Origin of the sequence: Phytohabitans houttuyneae (assembly GCF_011764425.1) — a bacterium.
GTDB lineage: Bacteria > Actinomycetota > Actinomycetes > Mycobacteriales > Micromonosporaceae > Phytohabitans > Phytohabitans houttuyneae.
Map to the genome: position 1 here is coordinate 4661269 of NZ_BLPF01000001.1, position 24846 is coordinate 4686114.

Genomic DNA, 24846 nt, shown 5'->3' on the forward strand with positions numbered 1-24846 from the left:
CCGGCACGGCGAGTGGTCCATACCTGTACCGCTACCGCGGTCCTCGGGGCAGCGAGGGCCAGGGGACCCGCTTCAGGAGCCGGTCGAGCAGGAGCCCCAGCAGCAGGCCGGCCACCGAGTCGGTGACCCAGTGGTAGTTGAGGTACACCGTCGTAAAGAAGACGATCGCCGGCGGCGCGATACGCAGCCAGCGGCGGGCGGTGCGGCCCAGCCACGGTGCCAGGAGCAGCGCGAGCACGCCGTACCAGACGATCGTGTTGACCAGGTGGCCGGACGGGTAGGAGAGGCTGTACTCACCCGGCGGCAGGTCGTTGAAGAGCTCGACCGCGTCCGGCAGGGTCGAGCGCGGCGCGGCACGGTCGGTCCAGAGCTTGAGCGGCATGATGGCGAAGCCCGTGGCCAGGAAGGCTGCCACCACCAGCGCGAAGGGCCACGCCGAGCGCCGCTTGACGCCCAGCCAGATCGCGATGAGCGCACAGATGATCGTGAGCGGGCTGCCGCTGCCCAGGAAGTTGAGCGTGCGGGTGACCCAGTACGCCGGGTCCCACTCGTGATCGAAGAGCCAGTCGGCGACGGCCTGGTCGAAGTCGAGGAACCAGCCGGCGGCGAGCGCGGCGGTCAGTGCGACGAACGCGGCCACCAGGACGGCGTCGAACCACCACCCGGCCGGCCACACCCGCTCGAGCCGGCGCCAGTTCGACCTGGTGGGCTGGTCGCGAGTCTCCTGCACGACCCCAAGCTACAGTTGCGACTTGATCTTGTCGTAGATCAGGTCGATGCGGACGCCCGAGTTGGGGCAGCCGCCGAAGTGGTGCAGCGCGAGCACCTTGTCCGTGCGCTTGGAGATCACCGGCGAGCCGGACGAACCGCCCTCGGTGTCGCAGAAGTACGAGATGTCGGAGCCCGTGGCGTACCCGGTGTAGTTGGGGTCGTCGACAGCGCAGTTGCCGTTGGCGTCCTCGTCGCTGGTCATCGCGATCTCGGTCGGGTCGCCGCCCGGGTGCTGCGGGATGTAGAGCTCCTCGCCCTTCGCCGGCCGCCGCAGGTCGAACTGCAGGTAGCCGAACCTCTTCACGAGGTCGAAGTCCTCGACCGTGAAGAGCGTGTAGTCGAGCTCCTCGTCGGTGCTCAGCACCTTGTCGCCCCACACCTTGGTGGACCTGAAGACCGAGTGCCCGCCGCACTGGGCGCACTGGTAGTTGAACCACACCTCGGTCTCGTACGCGTCCGCCGACGTCACGATGCAGTGGTTGTTGGTCATCAGCCGGTTGCTCGGGCCGACCCGCCACGCCGTGCACAGCTCGTTGCCCTTGATGAGCAGGCGGACGACGGCCTTCGACCGCTCGTACGCCACCGGGTCCTTCGACTTGTAACAGACCGCGTCCGACTTCTGGTCGCCGCCGCAGATGCTCTCCGGCGAGTTGCGCGGCTGGCGGGCCCGCTCCTCGGCGCTGAAGCCGTGGGCCACCTTGTCGACCCGACGCCGAGGTTGGCGATCGTGGACTCGAGGCCGAGCAGGTCGGGACGGAGTGAGTGGAGCTCGATCACGGCGGTGTCGCCGGTGACCGACATGCCCCACCGGCCCGGCCCCGGCAGCAGACCGGACTCGACGCGGTGCACCTCGGCGCCGCTCGGGTCCGAGACGGTCAGGTAGTCGCCGGGCAGCAGCAGGATGCGGCTGAAGTGCGGCTTCACATAGGTCGCGCCGGGGTAGCGGAGCGTCATCTTCCGCTCGCTGTCGAGGTACCCGATGACCCGGTCGACCTGGTCGATGGTCCCGACCTGCTCCCGCCCGGCGGGCCCGCCACGCTCGCCGGCGCGCTCCTCGGTCCGCGGATTGTCCGCGGCCGGACGCCGGGGCGCGGCCTTGTCCGGCGCCGCGGCCGCGCCGGCCGGGTCGGCCGCCGCACGCTTCGCCATGGGCGCGCTCACCGCGGCCGGCTCCTGCCTTTCTCCGGTACGGGCATACGCCGTCGCGCCGGCCACCCCCGCGAGCGCCACGACCGTGCAGGCCCCCGCTGCCAACGCCACAGTTCGCCGCATTCCACTCCCCCACAAAACACATACCGTGACAATCCGTTTCGCCTGTGTGTAACGAGCCACGGTTAGCGGCGACGCGGACCCTCACCCGGCATGCTTATGTGCGTGCGGATCACCTCGGCCCTCGTAGACCCGGCGTTGCTCGACCTCCCATGGTCGACTCCGCTGGAGGAGTGGCCTGCCGATCACCTGGTGGCGCTGCCCCAGGGCATCTCGCGGCATGTGGTGCGATTCGTGCGGCTCGCCGGCACCGTCTACGCGGTCAAGGAGACCGGCGAGCGCGTGGCCGAGCGGGAGTACGACCTTCTCCGCGCGCTGGAGCGCATCGACTTCCCGGCGGTACAGGCGGTGGCGATTGTGGCCGACCGGGCGACCCCGGACGGGGAGCCGCTCGACCCGGTGTTGATCACCCGGCACCTGCAGTTCTCCCTGCCGTACCGGGCGCTCTTCTCGCACACGCTCCGGCCGGAGACGATGACCCGGCTGCTCGACGCGCTCGCCGCGCTGATCGTGCGCATGCACCTGACCGGCTTCTTCTGGGGCGACTGCTCGCTCTCCAACACGCTCTTCCGGCGCGACGCCGGCGCGTTCGCGGCGTACCTCGTGGACGCCGAGACCGGTGCCCTGCGCCCCTCGCTCTCCAAGGGGCAGCGCGGGGAAGACCTGGAGATCGCGCGGGTCAACATCTTCGGTGAGGCGCTCGACCTGCAGGCCGCGGGCCTGCTGCACGACTCGATCGACCCCGAGACCGTCGCCGAGGAGGTGTTCGAGCGGTACGAGCGGCTGTGGCACGAGATCACGTACGAGCAGGAGGTCAAGCGGGAGGACCGCCACGACATCGAGGGCCGCATCCGCCGCCTGAACGAGCTCGGCTTCGACGTGGCCGAGGTGGCGATGGCCCTGGTGGATGGCGACGGCGGCTACCGCGTGCGCCCGAAAGTGGTGGACGCCGGCTACCACACCCGCCGGCTGCTGCGCCTGACCGGGCTGGACGCGGAGGAAAACCAGGCCCGCCGGCTGCTCAACGACCTCGACACGTACCGGGCGGAGAGCGACCTGTCCGACGAGCAGCAGGCGGCGCACCGCTGGCTGACCGAGGTGTTCGAGCCGGTGGTCCGGGCGGTGCCGGCGCACCTGCGGCGCAAGCTGGAGCCGTCGGAGCTGTTCGTCCAGATCATCGAGCATCGCTGGCGGCTCTCCGAAGAGGCCGGACGCGACGTCGGCCTGGCACCGGCCGTGCAGTCGTTTCTCGCCGACGTGCTGGTGCACCGCCCCGACGAGCAGGCGGTGCTCGGCGTGGAGCTGACGGCCTCGCTCTGACCTACGGCGCTTCCGCGGCCGGCTCGGGCTGCTCCGCCGCGCGCTTGAGCAGCCAGCCGAGGCCGGAGCGCCGCGCGACCACGGTGAGGCGGTCGCCGCCGGTCACCCGGAACCCGTCGGGCGGTGTCCAGATCGGGCGGGGCTCGCCGAACTTCGCCAGCGCGATGACCCGGATCTCGCCGGGGCGGCTGACGTCGCCGACCATGGCGCCGTCGAGCAGCGAGCCCCGGGCGACCACGACCTCGGACACCAGCAGCACGTGGCGGTCGACCGGGATGGTGGCGATCACGTCGCGGTTCATCAGGGCGGCCACGAAGGCGGGCGCGGCCAGGTAGGAGACGCTGCGCGAGGTGCCGATGTTGAACGCTTTCTGGATCCGGTACGCCAGGTCGCCGTCGAAGAGGCGCATCACCACACGGACCTCCGGGTGGATCGCACGGCCGTTGAGCGCGGCCTGCAGGTTGCTCACGTCGTCGGTCGAGACCACGACGAGCGCCTGGCAGGAGCCGACCGAGGCGGCGCGGAGCACCGCCTCCTGCGACGCGTCCCCAATGATCAACGGGATGCTGAGCTGCCGAGCGACCGGCGCGCCCCGGGCGGCCGGGTCCTTGTCGATCGCCACGACCTCGATGCCCAGCTCGTGGAGCTGCCGGATGATCCGGGTGCCCACATTGCCGACGCCGACCACGACCACGTGGTTTTCCCTCGGCATCCGCAGGCGGCCGGCGTTGAGCGCCAGGCGGGCGTTGACGATCGCGTCGACAACGACCGCGGTGATCAGCGGCACCAGCGCCAGCCCGGCCAGCGTCAGCACGATCTGGATCAGCTGCACGCCGAGCGACTTGGTGAGGTCCACATCGGACCCGGTGATGGTGGTCAGCAGCGTGGAGTAGACCGCCTGCCAGGGTGAGAGCCCTTGCGACCGGGCCAACAGCGCGCCGAACGTGGCCGAGATGAGCAGCACCGAGATCGTCGCGATGCCCAGCTTGCGGCTGACCAACCACCGCAGCCCGCGAAAGAGCACCGCGAACGGCCGGCGCCGGCGCCGCTTCTGCACGATGCGGCGAGCCGCGAGGACCGTGCCGGTCTGCTGGCCGCGAACCTCGGCCAGGACCAGGTCGGCGCGGCTCTGGTCAGCCGGCAGCACGCGTGGGTTGTTGCGCTCGCGGGTGTCGGCGAGGCCGCAGACGACGCTGTCCGGGCGCACTTCCGACCGTCGGGCCACGTAGAAGTTACGCCCAGCGTGGTGAAAGTCGGTCGGTGCGGGCTCGCCGAGCGCGGCGGCGACGAAGGCGGGCGCCGCCATCGCCGAGTCGGACATGACCTCGCAGTCGGCGAAGAGCCGCTTTACGCCCTCGGCCAGCCGCGGCGTGAACATGCGGATCACCAGGCGCACACGCGGCTCGACCTCTTGCGCGCACAGGGCGGCGTGGATGTTGCCCACGTCGTTTTGGTGCAGCAGCGCGAGACCGTCGGCACCGGCCAGCCCGACCCGGCGGAACGTGTCTTCGTCGAGCCGGTCCGAGCGGACCAGGTGGATGCCCTTGATGTCGGCGATGTCCGGGCCGTCGGAGCGGCGGCGGGTCGGCACGATCACGGTGATGCGTGCCTCGTACGACTGTGTCAGCTCCATGACCACGCGGTAGGCGAGCGGATCGCTGCCGCAGATGACGTAGTGCGGCGCGTCGCCATTGGTCCGAAGCCCGTCACGCAGGCGGGAGACCACCGCGCGCCGCGCCCGGTTACGCCACGGGTCAAGCGACATGTCCGGGATCGTAGCCAGGCGGTTCACCCGCGCGCAGCCCTCGCGATCATGAACTTTCCGCTGTGACAGGAACGGTTTGGCCGGAAGCTCGTTGGAGGTTTTGGCGTACTTAGCACCAATTGCTCGGTGCTACCGGTAAGCACTGAATGGATGGACATGAACAAGTGGTTCTATCGTGCAGTGGGGACAGTCGGCATCGCCGGCGGCTTCCTGCTGCTCGGCGGCGGCGCCGCGCAAGCCGAGGACGTCGACGCCACTCCGCCCAGCGACCCTTCGCAGCTGCAAGGCGTGCTCGACGGCTTCTTCACCCCTCTTGGTGGTAGCGACTTCTCCCAGGTCAACCTCGGCCCGAACGCCAAGGGCGCCACGTCTGACGTGGTGCTGGGCGGGCAGCTCGGCTCGCTCGGTGGCGACATGGCCCCGACCCGTGACCTCAGCTTCGTAGGCTCGGCGCCGTCGTCACCGACCGCGTCGGTCAGCGCCGACACCCTCGGGCACGGCTCCCTCGACCGCGCGCTCGGCGCGGGTGGCGAGGCACACACCGAAAAGCCCAACCTGGTCTCCGACCTGCCGATCGCCGGCACGTTCACCGACACCGTCGGCGCGACCCGCGCGGTCGACGCGGTCGGCCTGAGCGGTACCACGACCACACTGCTCAACGGCGCGAACGGGATGAGCGCGAACGCCGGCAACATGGACAACCTGGTGCCCGCGGCGTCCGATGTGGACGCTTCGCGCGCGGGTGCCGCCGTGCCCGCCTCGCTCGGCCTCATCCCGGGTGACGCGATCCCGGGCGTGAGCACCCGCAAGGCGGTCCGCGGCAACACAAACGGTGTCGCCCGTTCCACCGGTTCGCAGGCGCAGGACATGGTGCCCGCCCTGATCGGCGAGGCCATGACGGCGCGGAACCCGGAGCTGTTCACCCGCTCGTTCGAGTACGGCCAGCCGGAGGCCCTGCCGCCGGTCGCCACGCTCCCGCTGGTCGGCGACCTGAACCTCAAGGGCGTGCCGGGCGCGGCGGACAACCCGACCGGTGACCTGCCGCTCGTCAGCGCGCTCGGCGACCTCGGCCTGCCCGGCGGTGCCGCGCCGGCCACGACGCTCCCCGCGCCCGCCGCGGCGGACGACACGGACGCCAAGGCGCCGTCGCACCGCCGGCACAGCACGAACGAGCGCCCGGTGGCCGGCGAGGACGCCGACTACACCGAGGCCGCCCAGATCGGGCTGCCGCTGGTGGGCGACATCAACAACGTCACCCGCGTGCTGCCCACCAACGGCAGCCTGGCGGGCACGCCCGGTCTGGCATACATGCCGTTCTGAGCGTTCCACCGCTGAGGGGCGTGGGTCAATCCGACCCGCGCCCCTCAGTCTTTTCTGCCTTGCCCAGCAGGCGTTCGAGCAGCCGCGGGTCGCCGGGCCAGGCGGCGAGGAGGACCTCCCGGGGCACCTGGCGGCCGGCGTACCGCAGAGCGAGCGCCACCACGACGATGTCGTCGAGCGGGCCGATGACCGGCAGGAACTCGGGGATCAGGTCGATCGGGCTGGCCACCCAGATCCCGGCCACGACGATCGCCACCTTGGCCCGCCGCGGCACGCGCGGGTCTTTGCGCAGCCGCCGCACGGTCGTCACGCAGTCCGGGATGAACGCGGCGAGGTCCCGGAGCACTCCCGGCGGCAGCCGGCGGGCCAGCAGCAGGAGCAACGCCCAGCTGGCGACGACACACCCGGCCGCGATGGCCAGTCCGATCAGCCAGCTCCGCACGAGCCGAGGCTAGCGCGCTTTCGCCACGAGCGAGGGCCTCCCGGTGGCCACCCCGCCTGACGAGGGGTGAGGTCAGCGGGCGCCTTGCTTTTCGGCGTACGTGGCAAGCCACGCGACCTGGACCGGGTCCAGCGACGGCCGGATCCGCTCGCGGGCGGTGGTCACGTGGGCGGCCGTCACCGATGACGCCTCCAGCGATTCGCGCATCGCGGCCAGTGCGGCCTCGCGGATCAGCGCGGCGCAGTCGGCGGCGGAAAAGCCCTCCAGCGACCCCGCGAGGGCCTGCAGATCCACGTCTTCGGCCAAGGGGACGCTGCGGGACGACGCGCGCAGGATCTCGCCGCGGGCCTCGGCGTCCGGTGGCGGGACGTACACGAGGCGCTCCAGGCGGCCTGGGCGGAGCAGGGCCGCGTCGACAAGGTCGGGGCGGTTGGTGGCGCCCACCACTACCACGTTGCGGAGCTCTTCCACGCCGTCCAGCTCGGTGAGGAGCGCGGCCACTACGCGATCGGTGGTGCCGCCGTCGGTGGCCTGGCCGCGGATGGGTGCCAGCGCGTCCACCTCGTCCAGGAAGACAAGCGTCGGCGCGGCTTCGCGGGCCCGGCGGAAGAGCTCGCGCACCGCGCGCTCGCTGTCGCCCACCCACTTGGAGAGCAGCTCGGCGCCCTTGACCGAGAGCACGTTCGCCTTGCCGGTGCCCGCGATCGCCTTGACCAGAAAGGTCTTGCCGCAACCGGGCGGCCCGTAGAGCAGGACACCGCGCGGCGGCTGCACGCCCAGCCGGGCGAACGTGTCGGGGTACGTGAGGGGCCACAGCACCGACTCGGTCAGCATCTGCTTGACCTCGACCATGTCGCCCACGTCATCGAGCGTCACGGCGGCAAGCTCTAGTGTGGACTGTGCCATCGAGGTGGGGCGGACGACCTCCAGCGCCGCCTCGAAGTCGGCCATCGACACCGTGTGCGTGGGGGTGTCCTGCGCGTCGGAGGAGCGGATGCGCAGCGCGGCTCGTACACCGGCCTCGCGGGCGAGCGCGGCGAGGTCGGCGGCGACGAAGCCCGGCGTGCGGCCGGCCACGTCGTCGAGGCGCACGTCTTCGGCCAGGGGCATGCCCCGGGTGAGCACGGCCAGCTGCTCGCGGCGCATCGCGGCGTCCGGGAGGGCCACCGCGAGCTGCACCGCCAGCAGGTCGGGCCCGCGCAGCGCGGGATCGACGGACTCGGGGCGGCTGGTGGTGCAGACGACCGCGGCGCCGGCGCGGACCAGCTCGGCGATCAGCTGGCGGAAGACCGTCGACAGTGGACCGGGCTGCTCGCGTGGCGCGAGAGCCTCGACATCGGAGACGAGGAGCACGGCGGGACCGCCCGCCCGCGCTGCCGCCGCGGCCGAGCGCAGTCGCGCCGCCGCGTCGTTGTTGGTGAGCGCGGCGACCTCGGGAGCCCAGACGGTGGTGACGGCGGCGCCCACGGCGGCGGCGACCGCGCGCACGAGCGCCGACTTGCCCGAGCCGGCCGGGCCGGTGATGAGCACGCCGAGCGCGACGGTGGTGCCGAGCCTGGTGAGCACCTCGCGGTGGTGGAAGCCGAGGTCGAGCAGCTCGCGCAGCTCCTGGGCCTGGGTGCGCAGCCCGGGCAGGTCGTCGACGGACGGCGCCTCCTCGGCCGCGGAGGCGGTCGCGGGCGGCTGGACCGCCACCGAGCCGGGCTCGTGCGTGGCGTGCCCGCCCTCCCAGGCGACCACGGTGTCCATTGTGACCAGTGCCGCGTCGGCCGGCTCGACGGCGGTGACCGTGAGCAGGGTGCTCGTCCACGCGTACCCCACCGTGTTGGCGAGGCTGCGCCGCGCGGCCTGGATGAGCGCGCGGACGCCGGACTCGGTCACCACGTCCTGGGGCAGGAGCGAGACGTTGTCACCGGCGGTGACCACCTTGCCGAGCAGCGCGAGGCGAAGCATCTCGGGGAGACGGCGGCGACGATCTCGACGGGCCCGGCCAGCGCGACCCGGCGGGCGCCCACGACCGGCGCGGGCGCGACGGTGATCTGGCCGCCGTCGCGGACACCGAGGTTTCCGAGGATGAGGTCGTCGGCGTAGAGCAGCGCGCGGCTGGCGCCCGGCTCGGCGCGGGCCGCGATGCCCGCCGTCGCGCGCCGCCCGGTCAGCCGCACCGGGTCGCCGGGGTTGAGGTCGAGCGCGCTCAGCACCTCGGGGTGGAGCCGCACCACGCCGCGCCGGGCGTCCAGTGCCGCCGGACGCATGCTTGCGGTCAGCGTGAGATCGCGTTCGGCCACCCGCCGAGAGTAGCCCGCGAGGTCATCCTGAGAGGCTTCTCAGCCAGGCCGGTGCGGCGCGCCGTACCGTTTGCGTCATGCCAGGCATCCGGTCCGTCCGCGTGCGCCGCGCCCTGCCCGTTGCCGCGGTCACGTTCGCCCTGCTCGCGGCCGCCACGGTGTGGGTGGCCTGGCCGGAGTCGAAGGTGTATTCGACCGAGGAGCAGATCGTCACCGTCCGTTCCGGGCCGGGCGGCGACGAGCGGGTCGACCTGGACACGACGCTTTACCTGCCCAGCGACCGGGAAGGTGCGGTGCCGGCGGTGCTGCTGGCACATGGCTTCGGTGGCACCAAGGAGAGCGTGCGCACGGACGCGGAAGATCTCGCGGGGCTCGGCTACGCGGTGCTGGCGTACACGGCGCGCGGCTTCGGGCGCAGCGGCGGCGAGATCCACCTGGACAGCCCCGACTACGAGGTGCGCGACGCCCAGCGGCTGATCGACTGGCTCGCCGCCCGTCCCGAGGTGCGCAAGGACGCCGGCGGTGACCCGAGGGTGGGTGTGGTCGGCGGCTCGTACGGCGGCGGCCTCGCCCTCATGCTCGCCGCCCAGGACCAGCGGGTCGACGCGATCGTCCCGATGATCACGTGGAACGACCTGGCCCGCTCGTTCCTCCCCGAGGCCACCGGCGCAGACCCGGTCGGCGGCGTGTTCAAGAAGGGGTGGGCCGGGCTCTTCTTCGGCGGCAGCGCCGGCATCGGCACCGATCCCACCTGCGGGCGCTTCGCGCGGGACGTCTGCGAGATGTACCAGCGCACCGCCACCACCGGCCGGGCCACCCCCGAAGCAGTCGCGCTGCTGCGCCGCTCCAGCCCTTCGACGGTGCTCGATCGGATCAAGGCGCCCACCCTGCTGATCCAGGGCGAGGCGGACACGCTCTTCCCGCTCTCCGAGGCGGACGCCAACGCGCGTGGCATCGCGGCCAACGGCACGCCGGTGCGCGTCGCCTGGTTCACCGGTGGCCACGACGGCGGCGACGGTCCCCGCACCGACCGCGACAGGGTGCGATTTCTGACCGGGCAGTGGCTCGACCACTACGTCAAGGGCGAGGGCGACGCGCCCGCCAACAGCTTCACCTGGTCGCGCGTCGCCGGCTTCGACGCGATGGACCGCGGCCTCGTCACCAACGGCTACTCGGCCGACGACTACCCCGGCCTCGCCGGCACGGCCACGGAGCGGGTGGCGCTGGCCGGCCCGCCGCAGCCGATCGCCAACCCGCCGGGTGGCAACCCCGCCGCCATCTCCACCGTGCCGGGTGGGGGTGGCCTGGTCAGCGCCGCCTCCGAGGTGGGTGGGCTGATCGGCGACCTGCCCGGGCAGCACGCCATCTTCCAGTCGGAGCCGCTCGCCTCGGCGGTCGACATCGCGGGTGCACCCACCGTCTCCATCCGCGCCGCGTCGCCCACCGGCGAGGCGGTGCTCTTCGTCAAGCTCTACGACGTCGACGAGGGTGGCGCCGCCACGCTTCCCGGCGGCATCGTCGCCCCGGTACGGCTGACCGGCCTGCCCGCCGACCCCGCCCAGGCGCGCGCGGTCACCGTGACGCTGCCGGCGATCGTGCGGCGGGTCGAGGCCGGACACCGGCTGCGGGTCGTCGTGGCCACCTCCGACCAGGGGTACGCCACGCCGGCCGAGCCCGCCCTCTACACGGTCGCCCTCGGCGGGGACGGGATCACCGTGCCGACGGTCACCGGCGAGCCGATCCCCACGACAGCGGTGCTGTGGCGCTGGGTGCTCGCCGGGCTGATCGCCGCCGTGCTGCTGGGGCTCGCGGTGGTCCTCCTGGTCGTGCGGCGCCGGCACCGCCGCGCCGATTCGACAATCCGGGAGGAGTACGCGCAGACGCCGCTCGTGGTCAGCCAACTGCGCAAGGAGTACGCGGACGGCTTCGTAGCGGTATCCAATGTGGACTTCAAGGTCGAGCGGGGCCAGGTCGTCGGCCTGCTCGGTCCGAACGGCGCGGGCAAGACCACCACCCTGCGCGTGCTGATGGGCCTGACCCAGCCCAGCGGTGGCGAGATCTACGTCTTCGGCCACCGGCTCGTGTCCGGCTCGCCGGTGCTGTCCCGCCTCGGCGCGCTGGTCGAGGGGCCGGGCTTCCTGCCGCATCTGAGCGGCCTGGACAACTTGAGGGCGTACTGGCGGGCGACCGGCCGGCCGGAGCGGGACGCGCGGCTCGACGAGGCCGTGGAGATCGCCGGGCTCGGCGACTCGATCCACCGCAAGGTGCGCAAGTACAGCCACGGCATGAAGCAGCGCCTGGCCATCGCGCAGGCCATGCTGGGCCAGCCGGAGCTGCTGGTGCTCGACGAGCCGACCGACGGGCTCGACCCGCCCCAGATCGCCGAGATGCGGCGGGTGCTCAAGCGGTACGCCACCGGCGGTCGGGCGGTGCTCGTCTCCAGCCACCTGCTCGCCGAGGTGGAGCAGACCTGCACGCACGCGGTGGTGGTCAACAAGGGCGAGATCGTGGCGTCCGGCCCGGTCGAGGACATCGTCGGCGACTCGCCGACGGTACGGCTCGACGTCTCCGACGTGGATGCCGCCGAGGCGGTGCTCCAGGGACTGTCCGGCGTGCGCTCGGTCACCGGCGACGGACCCAACGGGCTCGTGGTGGACATCAACGGCACCGCGCGCAGCGAGGTGGTGGCCGAGCTCGTCCGCGCCGGTGTCGGCGTCGACCGGGTGGTGCCCCGGCGGCGGCTCGAAGACGCGTTCCTGGCCCTGGTGGGCGACAACTCGCGGGGGAGTGGCGACCGATGAGCACTGCGACGATCGGCGCGGCCGCGGGCTACCGCCCCGGCCGTACCCTCTCGGTCTGGCAGGAGTGGCGGCGGCAGGCCACCCGTCGGCGCACGCAGCTCGCGCTCGGCTTCATGGTGCTGCTGCCGCTGATCGTGCTGGTCGCCTTCCAGTTCGACAGCGGCGGCGACGACGACAACGGCGGCGGCGAGTTCGCCAGCCTGATCGACCTCGCCACGTCGGGCGGGCTCAACTTCACGCTGTTCACGCTCTTCGTCTCGGCCGGCTTCCTGCTCACCGTCGTGGTGGCGCTCTTCTGCGGCGACACCGTCGCCAGCGAGGCGAGCTGGGGCAGCCTGCGGTACCTGCTAGCCGTGCCGGTGCCGAGGGCCCGGCTGCTCGCGGTCAAGCTCGTCGTCGCGCTCGGCTACTCGGCCGTCGCCCTCGTCGTGCTCGCCGGCACCGCCCTGCTCGTGGGCACCCTGCGGTACGGCTGGTCACCGCTGCGCAGCACCGTGGCGGCCGAGATACCCGCCGGCGAAGGGCTGCTGCGGCTGCTCGGCATCCTCGGCTACCTCGCGGTGGGGCTGCTCGTGGTCGCCGGCCTCGCGTTTCTGCTGTCCGTGCTCACCGACGCCCCGCTCGGCGCGGTCGGCGGCGCGGTGCTGCTCTTCATCCTCTCCAGCATCCTGGACCAGATCACCGCACTGGGGAGCATCCGCTCGTTCCTGCCCACCCACTACAGCGACGCGTGGCTGGGGCTGCTGTCGACCCCTGTGCAGTCCGACGACATCGTCAAGGGGTGCATCTCCGCGGTGGCGTACGCCACGCTCTTCTGGTCGCTCGCGTTCTGGCGCTTCACCCGCAAGGACGTGGTCTCGTGAGGCAGATCACCGGAAAGGCGCGGTAAGGCGTTTCGCCCCGTACACTGTGCCGGAGAACGCACAACTGAATACCTCATCCAGAGGGGCTGAGGGATACGGCCCGATGACGCCCCGGCAACCACCCCGCACTGACTCGACGGTGAGTCCTGCGGGACAGGTGCCAATTCCGTCCCCGCCGCACGGTGCGGCGCAGGGGAAAGATGAGAGGACGCCCTCGATGCCGTCGACACTCGACGCTACGACCACCACCACCTCTGACGCCCCGGTGCTCTCCAGCCCTGCTCGCGCACTCGTCTGTCGCGGCTGCGGCAAGGAGTACCCACTCGCCGCCCAGCACGCCTGTTACGAGTGTTTCGGCCCGCTCGAGGTGGCCTACGACCAGGCCGCGCTCGCGCGGGTAACCCGGGCCCAGATCGAAGCGGGGCCACACAACATCTGGCGCTACGCGGCGCTGCTGCCGACCGGGCAGGACCCGGCCAGCCGGGTGACCCTCGACCCCGGCCTCACCCCACTCGTCTCCGCACCCCGGCTCGCGGCCGAGCTCGGCCTGCGTGGGTCGCTGTGGGTCAAGGACGACAGCGCCAACCCGACACACTCGTTCAAGGACCGGGTGGTCTCGGTGGCACTCACCGCGGCGCGAGGGCTGGGCTTCACCCGGTTTGCCTGCGCCTCCACCGGAAACCTTGCCAACTCGGTCGCCGCGCACGCCGCACAGGCGGGCGTGCCGTCCATCGTCTTCATCCCCGGTGACCTCGAGCCCGGCAAGGTCGTCACCACCGCTGTGTACGGCGGCGATCTCGTCGCGATCGAAGGGTCGTACGACGATGTCAACCGGCTCTGCAGCGAGCTCGTCGAGACGGACGAGTTCGAGGACACCGCGTTCGTCAACGTCAACGTGCGGCCCTTCTACGCGGAGGGCTCCAAGACCCTCGGGTACGAGGTGGCCGAGCAGCTCGGCTGGCGCCTGCCTGAGCAGGTCGTCATCCCGATGGCCAGCGGCGAGCTGCTGACCAAGGTGGACAAGGCGTTCAGCGAGCTTGTCGAGATCGGCCTTGTCGAGGCGCCGGCCAACGGGTGGCGCGTCTTCGGTGCACAGTCGGCCGGCTGCAACCCGATCGCGGTCGCCCTGCACAACGGGGTCAGCGACATCATCCCGGTCAAGCCGGTGGGCATCGCCAAGTCGCTCAACATCGGTGACCCGGCCGCCGGGCTGTACGCGCTGGAGGCCGTGCGGCGCACCGGCGGCTGGATGGACTACGCCAGCGACGACGAGATCCGCGACGCTATCCAGCTGCTCGCCCGGACGACCGGCGTGTTCGCCGAGACGGCCGGCGGGGTGACCGTCGCTGTCCTGAAGAAGCTCGTCGAGTCGGGCAAGCTCGACCCGGACGCCGAGACGGTGGTCTTCAACACCGGCGAGGGCCTCAAGACCATCGATGCGGTCGCTGAGCAGGTCGGCCCGACGTACCGGATCAAGCCCTCGCTCCGGGGTGCCCGCGAGGCCGGCCTCCTGGAGTCCTAGAACGCGATTCCCGGTTACAGCGCGCGGGAGCGCGACCACGGAGGGAAACGCAGGTAGCGCGTCTCGCGGTGGGATGGGAGTTGCATTCCGTAGTCGTGAATTTGCCGTCCGTCGAGAAAACACCGCACCGGGGACTTGACGGCGCCATCCGGACGACGCAGGATGCTCCGTGCGGGAGGGCGGTCGCCGTAGGCTTTGTTCTAACGTCCCAGCGCCGGAGGCGCTGTGCGACCGTCCCTCCCGACCAAACTGTCCAGGTAATTCGGTCGCGATGAGCGTCCCGTCGAGGGACCCTCGGTGACATGGACATCGCCGTCACGCCCATGGATCCGGCCGACGACAAGGCCGTCGAGCAGGCGTATCAGATCGTTGAAGCCGTGCTCGCCGCGGACGTGCCGGACTTCCCGCCCGTGGGTCGGCAGCGCTTCCTCGCCGAGCTGCGCCACCCGTGGCCCGCCACCGCCTTCGAGCGCGCGCTGGCCACGGTCGATGGCGAAGGTGTGGGCTTCGTGGTCATCGAGATGCCGCAGCTGGACAACCTCGACAACGCCGAGGTCGACCTCAGCGTGCACCCCGAGCACCGTCGGCGGGGCGTGGGCCGCGCGCTGTACGAGTACGCACAGGACGTGATCCAGAGCGTGGGCCGCAAGCGGGCGATGGGCATGTCCGTGGAGACGCTTCCCGGCGGCGCCGTACGCGACGAGGCGGGCGCAGGCTTCGCCATCGCCATGGGCGCGAAGGGGGCGCTGACCGACGTGCGCCGCCGTCTCGACGTCACCTCGGTCGACGAGGCGGGGCTCGAGCGGCAGTTGGCCGCCGCATGGGAGCGGGCCGCCGGTTACTCGCTGGTCCAGTGGCGGGGCGCCACGCCCGAGGAGATCATCGACGACATCGCGTACCTCGACGGGCGGCTGCTCACCGACGCGCCGATGGGCGAGCTCGACTGGGAGGCCGAAAAGATCGACGCCGACCGGATCAGGGCGATCGACGCCGTGGTCGCGGCCCGCGGCCGTCGCCGGTACAACACGGCGGTGCGGCACGACGAGAGCGGCCGGGTCGTCGCGTTCACCACGATCGACTTCCCCGGCACCGTCGACTGGCACGCTTTCCAGCAGATCACCATCGTCGATCCCACCCACCGGGGTCACCGCCTCGGCACGGTCGTCAAGCTCGAAAACCTCGGGTACACCCGGGCGCACGAGCCGGGCCTGCGGGCGATCGACACGTGGAACGCGGACGTCAACGACCACATGATCTCGATCAACGAGGCGATGGGCTTCCGGGCGGTCGACGGCTGGCAGAACTGGCAGCACGACCTATCGGGCGTACCGGCCGCCACCTCGGCATAGTCGTTAGCATCACGCCCTGGCTGGGGCATGATGGCGGCATGACGGACACCCCGCGCAACCTGTACGACAAGCACGCCGGCACCCTCGAGCGTGCCCTCGCCGCGATCACCGAGCGCGGCTACTGGTCGGCCTACCCTGAGTCGCCCAGCCCCCGGGTGTACGGAGAGACGGCCGCCGCCGAGGGCGAGGCCGCCTTCCGGGCGTACCTCAACGGTCGCTTCCCCCTCGACCAGCCCGGCACCGACGGCTGGATCGCCACGGAGGCGAGCCCGTTCGGCGTCGAGCTCGCGGTGACGTACCCGCACGCCGAGGCCGGCGCGCTCGTCGAGGCTGCCGTGGCCGCGCTGCCGGCCTGGCGCGACGCCGGCCCCCAGGTGCGTGCCGGCGTGTGCCTGGAGATCCTGGCGCGGCTGCACCAGCACGTCTTCGAGCTTGCCAACGCGGTGCAGTTCACCAGCGGGCAGGCGTTCGTGATGGCGTTCCAGGCGGGCGGCGCGCACGCGCTCGACCGCGCTCTGGAGGCGCTGGCGTACGCGTACGCGGAGATGACCCGCCACCCGGGCGAAGCCGCGTGGGAAAAGCCGGCCGGCAAGGGCGAACCGCTGCGCATGACCAAGCGCTTCCACGTGGTGCCGCGCGGCATCGGTCTGGTCATCGGCTGCAACACGTTCCCGACGTGGAACTCGTACCCGGGCCTGTTCGCCTCCCTCGTCACGGGCAACCCGGTGATCGTCAAGCCGCACCCGCGGGCCGTGCTCCCGCTCGCCGTCACCGTGCGGTACGCCCGGGAGGTGCTCGCCGAAGCCGGCTTCGACCCCAACGTGGTGCTGCTGGCTCCCGAGGCGCCCGGCGAGGCGCTGGCTTCGACGCTGGCGCTGCGCCCCGAGGTGAAGATCATCGACTACACGGGCTCGACGGCGTACGGCGAGTGGCTTGAGGAAAACGCCCGCCAGGCCGTGGTCTACACGGAAAAGGCCGGCGTCAACACGATCCTGGTCGACTCGACCGACGACTTCGCCGGCATGTGCCGCAACATCGGGTTCTCGCTGACCCTCTACAGCGGACAGATGTGCACCACCCCGCAGAACGTTCTCGTGCCGGCCGGCGGGATCGGCACCGATCAGGGCCACAAGTCCTTCGACGAGGTGGCGGCCGGCATCGCGGGTGCGGTGGGCAAGCTGACCGGCGACGCCGCCCGCGCGGTGGAGCTGACCGGCGCGATCGTCAACGACGGCGTGCTCGACCGGCTCGACGAGGTCAAGTCGGTCGGTGAGCCCGTGCTGGAGTCGCGGGTCGTCGAGCATCCGGCGTTCGAGGGCGCGATCGTCCGTACCCCCGCGATTTTGAAACTGCCCGCGGACGCCGCGGCGACCTACGGCAAGGAGTGGTTCGGACCCATCTCCTTCTTGATCGCGACCGACTCGACGGCGGAGAGCCTCGGGATCTTCCGGTCCACCGTGGGAGAGCGGGGTGCGATCACCGCGTCGGTGTACTCGACGGACGAGAAGGTGCTCGACGCCGCCGAGGCCGCCGCGCTCGACGTGGGCGTCCACCTCTCCTGCAACCTGACCGGCGGCGTCTTCGTCAACCAGTCGGCGGCCTTCTCCGACTTCCACGCGAGCGGCGCCAACCCGGCGGCGAACGCGGCCCTGACCGACGGCGCCTACGTGGCGAGCCGCTTCCGGATCGTCCAGTCGCGGCGGCACACGAGCTAGGCCGGCCGCACCATCCGGAGCTCCCGGAGCGTCGGGATGACCGGGTGCGGCACGCGTACGCCGGTGTCGACGAAGCCGAGCCGCTCGTACGCCTTCCGCGCCCGGTCGTTGCCGACCACCACCTCGAGCAGCAGCTCGGGGCGGCCGGCAGTGCGGGACCAGGCGGCCACCTCGTCGATGAGCTGCTTGAGAATGCCCGTGCCGCGGTGGGCCGGCGTGATGTACACGGCGAAGATGATCGTGACCGTCCGGTCGTCGGGTGACATGATCCCGCCGGCGTGACCGACGAAGCGCCCGTCGACCTCGGCGACGAACTGCGCGCAGAGGGGGCCGACCGCGTTGCGGGCGACCCGGTCGGCAAACTCCTTGTGCGGGAGCGCGGCCGCCTCCGCGAGCGTCTCCAGGAAGGCGAGCGGGGTGTCGGCGAGCATCTCCAGGCGCAGCGCCCGCATCCGGGCGGCGTCCTGAAACCGCACCCGGCGGACCGTCACACCCATTTCCATCCAGCAACACTAGACGGCGGTGACGGCCTGCCTCCCGACCTTTTCGCACAGCGTGGCGCCGTAGTCGAAGCCGAGCGCGCCCGGGTACCGGACCAGCACGCCGAGCACCCACTCCTCGGTGATGGCGAGGCAGCTGATGTGCCACAGCCTGTCCTCCTCGCGCAGGAGCCAGCCGTTCTTGATCGCCACGCGGCCCGGGTCGGGGAGGGCCAGCCGCACGCCGAAGTCGCCGACCCCGCGCACCTGCCGCATCTCGTCCAGCAGCCACCCGGTCCACCGCGGGCCCGCCGCCCGCCCGTCCGCGATGCACGCGCCGAGCCGCACCGTGTCGCGGGCCGAGATGGTGGTGTTGCTCCACCAGTCGCGGTACGGGCTGCTGTCCGTGAGCCCGCAGGTGGTGATCAGCCGCTCGATCGAGGCCCGGCGCCCGACCGCCTCGAAGAGCGCCTGGGCGGCCGCGTTGTCGCTGTCCCGGATCATGGTCCTGAGCTGGCGCAGGCGGGCCTCCCCGATCTCGCCGTCCGCCGCCATTCGCAGATAGTCGGCGGCGATCCAGGACTTGATCATCGACATCGTGTCGCTGTGCGCGGCGAGGTTCGCCGAGCCGCTGATCCTGCCGGTGTTGCGGTCGAGCAGCGCCCAGGAGAGGAAGCCGTCGTGATCTATGTGGACGGACGGGAGCGGCGCCGGCGTCGGGCGGGGCGCCGCGCGCTTTTCGCCGGCGACCCAGAGCGGCATCGCACCCTCGCTGCCGCCCACCGTCGCGAGCAGAGCCACGGTGGTCAGCGCGGCGGTGACGTACGCCGTCGCGAGCCAACCTCCGCGGGGCTTCGCCCGGTGCTTTCCGCGTCCGTTTGGTTTGTGTGAAACCACATTTGTTCAACGAGGCAGGAGTGCTGGTAGGGGCGGCAGGATGCCGGGTGACGACCCGGGTGTCCGTTTTGGGGTAGTGCGCGGGCGGGGGTTCTCATGTAGCGTGCGATTTCGGCCGCTGTGTTCGACGGACCACCCCGGACCACGGATCGGCGGCCCCGGCCGGCAGAAAGCGCGGCCGGGGGTTGTCGAACCCAGCACCATCGAAGTGAGGGAAGTGCACCGTGGCACAGGGCACCGTCAAGTGGTTCAACAGCGAAAAGGGCTACGGCTTCATCGCGGTGGACGGCGGTCAGGACGTCTTCGTCCACTTCTCGGCGATCGAGATGGACGGCTACAAGGCGTTGGACGACGGCCAGCGCGTGGAGTTCGAGATCGCTCAGGGCCAGAAGGGGCCGCAGGCCGAGAAGGTTCGGGTCATCGCCTGAGTCGCCCGAGTAACACCCTGAGGCGGGGCACCGGATTTCGGCCCCGCCTCCAAGCTTCTTCAGCCCACTGTCATTCATGACCCTCGCCCCGCACGGGCTACATGTGCCTTTTGGCCACCGCCCGTTCACCGGACGCGCTTGCACTCCCTAGGGGAGAGTGCTAAACAGGTGATTGGCACTCGCGGCATGTGAGTGCCAATGGTCGGGGCGGTGGGGCCACGGCCGTGTTCACCGAGACGGTGGCGCGGCACGAGGCCGGTCGTCGCGGGCTTTCCGGCCCGGCCGGACGAAGGTCGCTGCGCGCTTCGGGCGGACCCGCTCGGAGTGCCGTGGATGTCCAGCTGGAGGACAACGCCGTATGGCCAAGATTATCGCGTTCGACGAGGAGGCGCGCCGCGGCCTTGAGCGGGGCATGAACACCCTCGCCGACGCCGTAAAGGTGACGCTGGGCCCCAAGGGCCGCAACGTCGTGCTCGAGAAGAAGTGGGGCGCCCCCACCATCACCAACGATGGTGTGAGCATCGCCAAGGAGATCGAGCTCGAGGACCCCTACGAGAAGATCGGCGCGGAGCTGGTCAAGGAGGTCGCGAAGAAGACCGACGACGTGGCCGGCGACGGCACGACGACGGCGACCGTCCTGGCCCAGGCGCTGGTCCGCGAGGGCCTGCGCAACGTGGCGGCCGGCGCCAACCCGATGGCCCTCAAGCGGGGCATCGAGGCGGCTGTCGCCAACGTCGCGGAGGAGCTGGCGAAGCTCGCCAAGGACGTCGAGACCAAGGAGCAGATCGCTTCCACCGCGTCGATCTCGGCCGGTGACGCCACCGTCGGTGAGATCATCGCCGAGGCGATGGACAAGGTCGGCAAGGAAGGCGTCATCACCGTCGAGGAGAGCAACACCTTCGGCCTCGAGCTTGAGCTCACCGAGGGCATGCGCTTCGACAAGGGCTACATCTCGCCGTACTTCTGGACCGACGCTGAGCGGATGGAGGCCGTCCTCGACGACCCCTACATCCTGATCGTCAACAGCAAGATCTCGTCGGTCAAGGACCTGCTGCCGATCCTCGAAAAGGTCATGCAGTCGGGCAAGCCGCTCGCGATCATCGCCGAGGACGTCGAGGGCGAGGCGCTTGCCACCCTGGTCGTCAACAAGGTGCGCGGCACGTTCAAGTCCGTCGCGGTGAAGGCGCCCGGCTTCGGCGACCGCCGCAAGGCGATGCTGACCGACATCGGCATCCTCACCGGCGGCCAGGTCATCAGCGAGGAGGTCGGGCTCAAGCTCGACGCCGCTTCGCTCGACCTGCTGGGCCGTGCCCGCAAGGTCGTGGTGACCAAGGACGAGACCACGATCGTCGACGGTGCCGGTGACGCCGACCAGATCCAGGGCCGGGTCAACCAGATCCGCGCTGAGATCGAGAAGAGCGACTCCGACTACGACCGCGAGAAGCTGCAGGAGCGCCTGGCGAAGCTCGCCGGCGGTGTCGCGGTGATCAAGGTTGGCGCGGCCACCGAGGTCGAGCTCAAGGAGCGCAAGCACCGTATCGAGGACGCGGTCCGCAACGCCAAGGCCGCGGTCGAGGAGGGCATCGTCCCGGGTGGTGGCGTCGCGCTGGTGCAGGCCGGCAAGACCGCCTTCGACAAGCTCGACCTGGCTGGCGACGAGGCCACCGGCGCGCAGATCGTCAAGATCGCGCTGGACGCGCCGCTGCGCCAGATCGCTGTCAACGCCGGCCTCGAGGGTGGCGTCGTGGTGGAGCGGGTGCGCAACCTGGAGACCAACCACGGCCTCAACGCGGCCACCGGTGAGTACGTCGACCTGCTGTCGGCGGGCATCATCGACCCGGCCAAGGTGACCCGTTCGGCGCTGCAGAACGCGGCTTCGATCGCGGCCCTGTTCCTCACCACCGAGGCTGTGGTGGCGGACAAGCCGGAGAAGGAGAAGGCCCCGGCGGGTGCGCCCGGCGGCGGAGACATGGACTTCTGATCCACGCAGTCCTAAAGGGAGGGGCGAGCCGGGTTCTCCGGCTCGCCCCTTTCGCTATCTGTTCAGCGCGCTCGTCGCTCCGCGGCGGCCGTGCGCCGCAGCCGGCGTTGGTAGCCGGTATCAGCGACGTGGCTGGTTGCGCTGCTTGTCGGCCCGGGACATGGGCTTCGGCGGCATGTCCTCAGTGGACAACTGAGAACCGTTCGCCTGCGGCTGTCCGGGTCGCGGCTGGTTGCGCTGGTGCTCGTTGTGCTGGTGCTGGTTGGGCTGTGGTGAGCCCATGTCCCCCCTGGGCGCCAGATCCGGTCGCTCCGGGCGTCCCGACCGGTCTGGTCGGGCCGCGCCGGGTGGGAGGCTCTCGTCGAGCCTGCCCCCGGCCGTCTCGGCCGGCATCTGGGCCATGCGGGACTTCGCCACGGTCTGGAGATCGTCCTTCGGTCGTTTTTCCTTGGCCATGATCTCCTCCTTCCAGGGGAAACGTTATGGGCCGATCTTGTGGCTCGCGGCGAAAAGCGAGTACTTATCCATACGCACCTGATGCCTGGTATAGGGCTTCCGGCCACGGCGTGTTCGCAACACGGATAAGGTCAGCCGCGACCGATGAGTCGCGTGGGCTCGGCCCGTCTAAAGAGGACGAGAGCGATTCAGCCACTACCTGGGGGAACGTCATGAAGAAGATCACCGCTGGCCTGTTCATCTCGCTCGATGGGGTCGTCGAGGCGCCGGACCAGTGGCACTTCCCGTACTTCAACGACGAGATGGGTGCGGCGGTCGATGGGCAGCTCGGCACGGCGGACACGCTGCTGCTGGGCCGCGTGACGTACGACAGCTTCGCGGGCGCCTGGCCGGACCGGGAGGCGGCGGGCGAGGAGGACGCGTCGTTCGCCAAGAAGCTCGGCGACATGCGCAAGATTGTGGTTTCCCGCAAGCCGCTGGAGTTCACCTGGCGCAACACCGAGCAGCTCCAGGGCGACGTTGTCGAGGCGGTCACCGCGCTGAAAAACGAGCCGGGCGATGGCTCTATCGGCATCAGCGGTTCGGTCTCGATCGTTCGCCAGCTGCTCGCGGCGGGCCTGCTCGACGAGCTGCACCTGCTCGTGCACCCGATCGCGGTGCGCAAGGGCATGCGGCTCTTCCCGGACGGAAACACGCCGGTGCGGCTCAAGCTGCTGTCGTCCGCGACGTTCCAGACCGGTGTGCTGTACCTGGTCTACGGCCCGGACACCGAGCCGCGTGAGGGTGGGTACGAGGAGGCGCGCACGCACCTCCCGGCCGAGTAGCGCGCGCTACATGTCTTCGAGCTCGCGCCCCTTCGTCTCGCGCACCGACCGGAGTACGAAGATGAGCGCGAGCGCGGCGAAGAGCGTGTAGATGCCGTACGCGAGGAAGAGGCCGACGTCCGCCAGGGCCGGGAAGGTCGTGGAGATCAGCCAGTTGGCTATCCACTGTGCCGCCGCGGCCACGGCGAGCGCGGTCGCGCGGATCTTGTTGTTGAACATCTCGCCGAGCAGGACCCACACCGCCGGGCCCCAGCTCATGCCGAACGAGACGACGTAGAGGTTGGCGGCGACCAGGGCGATCGGGCCGGCCACCGGGCCGAGAGCCAGGTCGTCGCCGCTTCCGTCGGCGGTGCTGAAGCAGACGGCCATCGTGCCGAGCGTGACCACCATGCCGGCCGCGCCGATGATGAGCAGCGGGCGGCGGCCGATCCTGTCGATCAGGGCGATCGCCACGAGCGTGGTGAGGATGTTCGTGACCGAGGTGATGACGCTGGTCAGCATCGCGCTGTCTTCGGAGAAGCCGACGGCCTGCCACAGCGTCGTGGAGTAGTAGAAGATCACGTTGATGCCGACGAACTGCTGGAACACCGACAGCAGGATGCCCACCCACACGATCGGCAGCAGCCCGAGGCGCGGGCCGCGCAGGTCGGACAGGTGCACGGCCTGGTCGCCGCCGGCCAGCGAACGCCGGATCTCCCTGATCCGCAGCTCGGTGTCGCCACCCACGAAGCGCTGCAGCACCTCCCGCGCCTGCGTGAAGTGCTTCTTCTTGACCAGGTAACGCGGCGACTCGGGGATCTGCAGGGCGAGCACGCCGTACACCAGCGCGGGCAGCGCCGCCGACGCGAACATCCACCGCCAGGCCGTACCGCCCCACGGCACCTGCCCGCTCGCGCCGCCGGCGGAGTCGGCAAGTACATAGTCGATGAGCAGGGACACGAAGATGCCGCTCACGATCGCGAGCTGCTGCAGCGATCCGAGCCGGCCGCGGAGGTTGGCCGGCGCCATTTCCGCGATGTACGCGGGCGCGATCACGCTCGCCGCGCCGATCGCGAGGCCGCCGACCACCCGCCACGCGGTGAGGCTGACCGGTCCCACGGCCAGCGCGGAGCCGATCGCGCTGACACCGAAGATGATCGCCGCGGTGAGCATGACCCGCACGCGGCCGACGCGGTCGGCGATCGGGCCGGCGAACCACGCTCCCACCGCGCAGCCGAGCAGCGCCGACGAGACCACGAAGCCGAGCAGCCCGGAGGACATGTTGAACTCGTCCTCGATCGCGTCGACGGTGCCGTTGATGACCGCGGTGTCGTACCCGAAGAGGAAGCCACCGAGCGCCGCGGACGCCGTCACCAGGAGGACGGCGCCGGTGTGTGTCTCGCTGCCGGTCTGTGGGCGGGCGCTGGTCGCCATACCCCATATTGCGCAGATTGCACGGATTTAACCGCGCTTTCGGCGATTACAGCTCCTTGCGGTAGAGGAAGAACACGCGCTCGATCCGCGCGCCGACCGCCGACGCGTAGAACGGCACCGGGCCGACCCACCCGATCTGCGCCTGCGCGAGCCCGGCGTCCCGCAGGTCCCGCAGGCACCGGCGCAGCAGCACGCCACCGATGCCAAGACCCTGCGCCGCGGGCGCGGTGCCCATCGGGCCGAACCAGCTCGGGCGGGACGAGCCGTACGCGGCGAAGCCGAGCACCTCGCCGTCGCGGAGCGCCAGGTGGCAGCCGGCGCCGGGCCGCCCGACCGAGTCGGAGACCTCGCCGGCCCAGCCGTCGCTGAAGTTGGCGCGGGCGAAGCCGACCAGCGCGGGTACGTCGTCCGGCTCGGCCCGCCGCACCTGTACGCCGCTCGCCGCAAGCCGCTCTTCCGCCGCCTCGGTCGGGCGGAGGGCGGTGAGGTCGGCGGTCATGTTCCAGGCGGTGCGGTCCTGCTCGTATCCGAGCGCGGTGGCCGCGCAGACCGCCGGCGTGTAGCGGACGTCGATGCCTGGCCAGGCGTAGTACGGCGGGTTGCCGGCCAGCAGCACCTCGACCGCGCCGCGGCCGGCCAGCGCACCCTCGGCCCGGGTCAGCAGTGCGCGCCCGATGCCCTGCCGGCGCAGGGCCGGCCGCACCGCGACAAGGTCGACGTGCCCGATCGAGTCGTCGCGGTGGGAGAGCGACCCGAGCACCACACCGGCAAGCTCACCTCCGGCGGTGGCGACGAAACCGACGCCCGGCTGCTCGCGCAACCGCGCCACGATCTGGTCCGCCTCCGCCGCGTCGCCGGGCAGGTCCAGCGCCTCGCGGCAGAGGTCAACCACGGCGGGTACGTCGGTGTCCGCCAGCGCGGCGATCGAAAACTCCACGGTCGC

Annotated in this window: 19 protein-coding genes, 1 pseudogene and 1 riboswitch; of the genes and pseudogenes, 10 read left to right on the plus strand and 10 right to left on the minus strand. The window is 71.1% G+C overall.

Features of this window, described 5'->3' with window-relative positions; translation table 11 throughout:
• Positions 1-31: 31 nt before the first annotated feature.
• Together Phou_RS21515 and Phou_RS52845 are read right to left on the minus strand one after the other, a co-directional pair.
• Positions 32-730, minus strand: a complete 699-nt coding sequence (locus Phou_RS21515; protein WP_173057660.1) for a phosphatase PAP2 family protein — start codon at positions 728-730, stop codon at positions 32-34.
• Between the two features lie 9 nt (positions 731-739).
• Complete coding sequence (locus tag Phou_RS52845) at positions 740-1468, minus strand: trypsin-like serine peptidase (RefSeq protein ID WP_246273662.1); 729 nt, start codon at positions 1466-1468, stop codon at positions 740-742.
• A gap of 665 nt (positions 1469-2133) precedes the next feature.
• On the opposite strand from Phou_RS52845, the gene Phou_RS21525 reads away from it, so the two are divergent.
• Positions 2134-3360, plus strand: coding sequence for a DUF4032 domain-containing protein (locus Phou_RS21525; RefSeq protein WP_173057661.1), 1227 nt, complete (start codon positions 2134-2136; stop codon positions 3358-3360).
• Position 3361: 1 nt separating this feature from the next.
• Here Phou_RS21525 and Phou_RS21530 read toward each other — a convergent pair whose 3' ends face one another.
• Positions 3362-5125, minus strand: a complete 1764-nt coding sequence (locus Phou_RS21530) for a potassium channel protein (RefSeq protein ID WP_173057662.1) — start codon at positions 5123-5125, stop codon at positions 3362-3364.
• Between the two features lie 180 nt (positions 5126-5305).
• On the opposite strand from Phou_RS21530, the gene Phou_RS21535 reads away from it, so the two are divergent.
• On the plus strand, positions 5306-6445 hold the full coding sequence (locus Phou_RS21535) for a hypothetical protein (protein ID WP_173057663.1): 1140 nt from the start codon (positions 5306-5308) through the stop codon (positions 6443-6445).
• 25 nt (positions 6446-6470) lie between these two features.
• Here the strand turns inward: Phou_RS21535 and Phou_RS55010 are convergent, their stop codons facing one another.
• Both Phou_RS55010 and Phou_RS21545 read right to left on the minus strand, forming a co-directional pair.
• On the minus strand, positions 6471-6887 hold the full coding sequence (locus Phou_RS55010) for a YkvA family protein (RefSeq protein WP_173057664.1): 417 nt from the start codon (positions 6885-6887) through the stop codon (positions 6471-6473).
• A 72-nt stretch (positions 6888-6959) separates the two neighbouring features.
• A pseudogene (locus Phou_RS21545) lies at positions 6960-9142 on the minus strand (AAA family ATPase).
• 110 nt (positions 9143-9252) lie between these two features.
• Here Phou_RS21545 and Phou_RS21550 point away from each other — a divergent pair.
• The 5 genes from Phou_RS21550 to paaN all read left to right on the plus strand — a co-directional run bounded on the left by Phou_RS21550 (position 9253) and on the right by paaN (position 17425).
• A complete protein-coding gene (locus tag Phou_RS21550; RefSeq protein ID WP_173057665.1) occupies positions 9253-11976 on the plus strand; it encodes an alpha/beta fold hydrolase in 2724 nt (907 codons plus the stop codon).
• The gene (locus Phou_RS21555) at positions 11973-12839 is read left to right on the plus strand and encodes an ABC transporter permease (protein ID WP_173057666.1); all 867 of its coding nucleotides are present in this window, start codon (positions 11973-11975) and stop codon (positions 12837-12839) included. The genes Phou_RS21550 and Phou_RS21555 overlap by 4 nt, the downstream gene beginning before the upstream one ends.
• A 70-nt stretch (positions 12840-12909) precedes the next feature.
• Positions 12910-13046, plus strand: a riboswitch (SAM riboswitch).
• A 10-nt stretch (positions 13047-13056) separates the two neighbouring features.
• Positions 13057-14361 (plus strand): threonine synthase, encoded by a 1305-nt coding sequence (gene thrC, locus Phou_RS21560; RefSeq protein ID WP_173057667.1) that lies wholly within the window; start codon positions 13057-13059, stop codon positions 14359-14361.
• 302 nt (positions 14362-14663) lie between these two features.
• Entirely contained in the window at positions 14664-15710 is a 1047-nt protein-coding gene (locus Phou_RS21565; RefSeq protein ID WP_173057668.1) for a GNAT family N-acetyltransferase, read from the plus strand.
• A 38-nt stretch (positions 15711-15748) separates the two neighbouring features.
• Positions 15749-17425, plus strand: a complete 1677-nt coding sequence (gene paaN, locus Phou_RS21570) for a phenylacetic acid degradation protein PaaN (protein WP_173057669.1) — start codon at positions 15749-15751, stop codon at positions 17423-17425.
• Here paaN and Phou_RS21575 read toward each other — a convergent pair.
• Together Phou_RS21575 and Phou_RS21580 are read right to left on the minus strand one after the other, a co-directional pair.
• Positions 17422-17928, minus strand: a complete 507-nt coding sequence (locus Phou_RS21575; protein ID WP_173057670.1) for a GNAT family N-acetyltransferase — start codon at positions 17926-17928, stop codon at positions 17422-17424. The two genes, paaN and Phou_RS21575, sit on opposite strands and share 4 nt — an antisense overlap.
• Before the next feature lie 9 nt (positions 17929-17937).
• On the minus strand, positions 17938-18705 hold the full coding sequence (locus Phou_RS21580) for a serine hydrolase (protein WP_173057671.1): 768 nt from the start codon (positions 18703-18705) through the stop codon (positions 17938-17940).
• 320 nt (positions 18706-19025) lie between these two features.
• Here Phou_RS21580 and Phou_RS21585 point away from each other — a divergent pair, with 320 nt between their 5' ends.
• On the plus strand, positions 19026-19229 hold the full coding sequence (locus tag Phou_RS21585; protein ID WP_033342363.1) for a cold-shock protein: 204 nt from the start codon (positions 19026-19028) through the stop codon (positions 19227-19229).
• Positions 19230-19587: 358 nt separating this feature from the next.
• Entirely contained in the window at positions 19588-21210 is a 1623-nt protein-coding gene (gene groL, locus Phou_RS21590) for a chaperonin GroEL (protein WP_173057672.1), read from the plus strand.
• Between the two features lie 120 nt (positions 21211-21330).
• On the opposite strand, the gene Phou_RS21595 is transcribed toward groL, so the two are convergent.
• Complete coding sequence (locus Phou_RS21595; protein WP_173057673.1) at positions 21331-21666, minus strand: hypothetical protein; 336 nt, start codon at positions 21664-21666, stop codon at positions 21331-21333.
• A 212-nt stretch (positions 21667-21878) separates the two neighbouring features.
• Between Phou_RS21595 and Phou_RS21600 the strand changes: the two genes are divergently transcribed.
• Positions 21879-22490, plus strand: coding sequence for a dihydrofolate reductase family protein (locus Phou_RS21600; RefSeq protein ID WP_173057674.1), 612 nt, complete (start codon positions 21879-21881; stop codon positions 22488-22490).
• A 6-nt stretch (positions 22491-22496) separates the two neighbouring features.
• Here the strand turns inward: Phou_RS21600 and Phou_RS21605 are convergent, their stop codons facing one another.
• Together Phou_RS21605 and Phou_RS21610 are read right to left on the minus strand one after the other, a co-directional pair.
• Entirely contained in the window at positions 22497-23903 is a 1407-nt protein-coding gene (locus Phou_RS21605; RefSeq protein WP_173057675.1) for a sugar porter family MFS transporter, read from the minus strand.
• A gap of 46 nt (positions 23904-23949) precedes the next feature.
• Positions 23950-24840, minus strand: a complete 891-nt coding sequence (locus Phou_RS21610; protein WP_173057676.1) for a GNAT family N-acetyltransferase — start codon at positions 24838-24840, stop codon at positions 23950-23952.
• Positions 24841-24846: the final 6 nt, after the last annotated feature.

What these genes read in the sequence shown, in the direction of transcription:
- Phou_RS21525 (WP_173057661.1), top strand. Translation starts at nt 2,134, where the DNA reads ATGCTTATGTGCGTGCGGATCACCTCGGCCCTCGTAGACCCGGCGTTG.
- Phou_RS21530 (WP_173057662.1), bottom strand. Translation starts at nt 5,125, where the DNA reads ATGTCGCTTGACCCGTGGCGTAACCGGGCGCGGCGCGCGGTGGTCTCC.
- Phou_RS21550 (WP_173057665.1), top strand. Translation starts at nt 9,253, where the DNA reads ATGCCAGGCATCCGGTCCGTCCGCGTGCGCCGCGCCCTGCCCGTTGCC.
- Phou_RS21555 (WP_173057666.1), top strand. Translation starts at nt 11,973, where the DNA reads ATGAGCACTGCGACGATCGGCGCGGCCGCGGGCTACCGCCCCGGCCGT.
- thrC (WP_173057667.1), top strand. Translation starts at nt 13,057, where the DNA reads ATGCCGTCGACACTCGACGCTACGACCACCACCACCTCTGACGCCCCG.
- Phou_RS21565 (WP_173057668.1), top strand. Translation starts at nt 14,664, where the DNA reads ATGGACATCGCCGTCACGCCCATGGATCCGGCCGACGACAAGGCCGTC.
- paaN (WP_173057669.1), top strand. Translation starts at nt 15,749, where the DNA reads ATGACGGACACCCCGCGCAACCTGTACGACAAGCACGCCGGCACCCTC.
- Phou_RS21575 (WP_173057670.1), bottom strand. Translation starts at nt 17,928, where the DNA reads ATGGAAATGGGTGTGACGGTCCGCCGGGTGCGGTTTCAGGACGCCGCC.
- groL (WP_173057672.1), top strand. Translation starts at nt 19,588, where the DNA reads ATGGCCAAGATTATCGCGTTCGACGAGGAGGCGCGCCGCGGCCTTGAG.
- Phou_RS21595 (WP_173057673.1), bottom strand. Translation starts at nt 21,666, where the DNA reads ATGGCCAAGGAAAAACGACCGAAGGACGATCTCCAGACCGTGGCGAAG.
- Phou_RS21600 (WP_173057674.1), top strand. Translation starts at nt 21,879, where the DNA reads ATGAAGAAGATCACCGCTGGCCTGTTCATCTCGCTCGATGGGGTCGTC.
- Phou_RS21605 (WP_173057675.1), bottom strand. Translation starts at nt 23,903, where the DNA reads ATGGCGACCAGCGCCCGCCCACAGACCGGCAGCGAGACACACACCGGC.